Origin of the sequence: Steroidobacter sp. (genome assembly GCF_016790065.1) — a bacterium.
GTDB lineage: Bacteria > Pseudomonadota > Gammaproteobacteria > Steroidobacterales > Steroidobacteraceae > Steroidobacter.
The window spans coordinates 1-2,855 of record NZ_JAEUPY010000922.1; the positions used below are offsets into that span (position 1 = coordinate 1).

Consider the following 2,855-nt stretch of genomic DNA (forward strand, 5'->3'; position numbering starts at 1 on the left):
CGTAGCCGGTTGCTGGGCAATCAGGATATTTCGGAGCGTTGCCGACTGCCCAAGTCGACCGTGTCCCGCCTGACGTACACGCTCACCAAGCTGGGCTATCTCCATTATGTGAAGGAGTCGGGCAAGTATCGTCTCGGCACCGCCACGCTGGCGCTGGGCAGCGCCGTGCTCGGCCGCTTCGAAGTGCGTGATCTGGCTCGCCCACTGATGCAGGAACTGGCGGACTCGACCGGCACCTCGGTGGCGTTGGGTGCACGTCAGCGACTCAGCATGGTGTGCGTCGAAGTCTGCAAGGGCAACGCGGTGCTGTCCTTGAATATGGAAGTCGGCATGCGTCTGCCATTGGCCATTTCGGCCATCGGTCGCGCCTATCTCGCAGTTTGTAGCGACACCGAGCGCGCCGATCTGCTGGATCAATTGAAGGAGCTGGATCATCTCGCCTGGCCGGCCTTGAAGCAGGGCATCGACAAGTCGCTGGCCATGTATCAAGACCTGGGGGTGTGCAGCTCGTTCGGCGAATGGCAGCCCGATGTGAATGGCATTGCCGTGGGCTTTCGCCCGGGCAACGGTTTGCCGCCCATGTCCATCAACTGCGGTGCGCCAGCCTTCAAGTGCTCGCAGGACTATCTATTGAATGAGGTGCGGCCGCGCCTGGTGGAATTGGTGCGGCGTATCGAAGAAGGTTTGGGGCAGGCTCGTGCCTAACTAACAAATCACTTTCTGGTTCGATCCAGACGGCGCGCATCGCAAGGTGCGCGCCGTTGTTTTTTGGCTGTCATCAAGTTGAGACGTAGCTGAGAGCCGACGCCGATTTAGGCTGGAACTTTTCAGCTGGGGTGCCAGTTGAAAGGCAACTCCCAAGTAATTTTGGGGGTAATCTTTTGACTAATCCGGTCCGATCAGCAAGTCATGCGCGAATCACATCAAGCAGATAGCAACCGCGCTGATCAGCGTGGCGCTACTGCGCATGCGCCTGACAACGGGACAGCAATTCGCCGGCGCAATCAGCGTGTACACCGCGGGACATCTGAGCCGCCTGCTGTTGCGCTACTTAGACACGTGCTAAATCCTGCGGTCATCATTCTTTCGCTGCTGCTTTGTGTGGAGATTTATTCGCAGGAGCTGACGCCGTCGTACTTCGCGTTGGCGGCGCTGGCGTTTCTGATCGCCTCGCAAGTGGTGAGCGAGCCGGTGATGGATTGTTCGGCTCGCAACGGCTTTTTGAACTTGTTGCAACATCGAATCTTTGCCGAGTGGTTGCTGGTGTCGGCGGCGCTGCTGCTCATGGCATTCGCTTTCAAGGTCACCGAGACCTTCTCGCGTAGGGTGATTCTTACTTGGTTCGCCATCACGCCCTTCGTGGTGGTCGCGGCTGAAGCCGCTTTGCGTCGCTATGCCGCGTTCTCCGCTCTGCGCGGCAAGATTCAACAGAGCCACGTCATCATCGGTGCGAATGACGCTGGTTATCGACTGGCACGACGCTTGATGGCTCATCCGCACCTGGGGCTGTTCAAAGGTTTCTTCGACAACCGAGACACCGCGCGCTTGCCCGACATCCCGCAGGAGCAATTGCTCGGCGGCATGGCCGACATCGTCAATTACGTGCGGCTCAACGGCGTCAGTAACATTTATATCTGTCTGCCGATGCGAGCCGACGCGCGCGTCACCAAGTTGCTGGAAGAGTTGAAGGACACCACCGCATCGGTGTACTTCGTGCCGGACATTTTCATGTTCGATCTGATGCAGGCTCGGGTGTGTGACATTGACGGCATTCCGATGTTGGCAGTGTGCGAGACGCCGTTCGCCGGGCTCGACGGCGTCATCAAGCGCGCCAGCGACATCGTGTTCTCGTCGGTGTTGTTGTTGATGCTCTGGCCGTTGCTATTGATCGTCGCCATCGGTGTGCGTCTGAGTTCGCCGGGGCCGGTGCTGTTTCGTCAGCGCCGCTACGGCATGTACGGCGAGGCCATCAATGTTTACAAGTTCCGGAGCATGTCGGTATGCGAGGACGGCGGCAACGTCACGCAGGCACAACGTAACGATCCTCGCGTCACCCGCTTCGGCAGTTTCCTTCGACGCACGTCGCTGGATGAACTGCCGCAATTGTTCAACGTGTTCCTCGGTTCGATGAGCCTGGTCGGTCCGCGACCGCACGCCGTCGCTCACAACGAGGAATATCGCCGCATCATCGAAGGCTACATGCTGCGTCATAAGGTGCGGCCGGGCATCACCGGTTGGGCCCAGGTGAACGGCTTGCGCGGCGAGACCGATACGGTGGACAAGATGCAGCGCCGAGTCGAATACGACTTGGACTATCTGCGTAACTGGTCCTTGGGGCTGGACCTGACCATCCTGCTGCGAACCGCGTCGCTGGTTTGGCGCGATCGCAACGCTTATTAAAAAGGTGCCATTCTGAAGACCACCTTGCAGGCCGATCCGATCGGAGCGCGGCTCGATGCTTTGCTACGTCATTTACAGACGGAGCAGATCCAGCACGTGGTCGCGGACGACGAGGGACGCGACAGCGACGGCCAGCGATCCAAACAAACTCGGCACGCCACCGTCGTGGTTGCTGTCGACGCGGTGCCGCTGTTGCCCGGTGTGTTGAATGACTTTTGTCGACGCAACGACATGCTGCTGGCGTATCACTGCGCGCGTGCCGGCCAAGAGCTGTACATGGTCAGTTGGCTGGATCAGCAGCAGCGGCCGGATTTCATTGCGCTGTTGGTGAAGCGGGCGGCAGCGAGGCAGGGCAGTTGGTGGCAGCGGAAATCGGACGCGATCCGTCGCTGGCGCACGCCTTCCGGATTGTTGATCGCGTGCCTCGGCCCGGACGGTAGCGGTCGAACCAATGT

Annotated in this window: 3 protein-coding genes; all 3 read left to right on the plus strand. The window is 59.6% G+C overall.

Going from position 1 to position 2,855, the window contains the following annotated elements; all coding sequences use genetic code 11:
* On the plus strand, positions 1 to 705 hold a 705-nt coding region (locus tag JNL55_RS36700; protein WP_293866898.1), incomplete at its 5' end, for an IclR family transcriptional regulator.
* Positions 706 to 1,059: 354 nt separating this feature from the next.
* Positions 1,060 to 2,400: an undecaprenyl-phosphate glucose phosphotransferase gene (locus JNL55_RS36705; protein WP_293866901.1), complete on the plus strand. Its 1,341-nt coding sequence runs from the start codon at positions 1,060 to 1,062 to the stop codon at positions 2,398 to 2,400.
* 24 nt (positions 2,401 to 2,424) lie between these two features.
* A partial coding sequence (locus JNL55_RS36710) for a hypothetical protein (protein WP_293866904.1) occupies positions 2,425 to 2,855 on the plus strand: 431 nt, incomplete at its 3' end.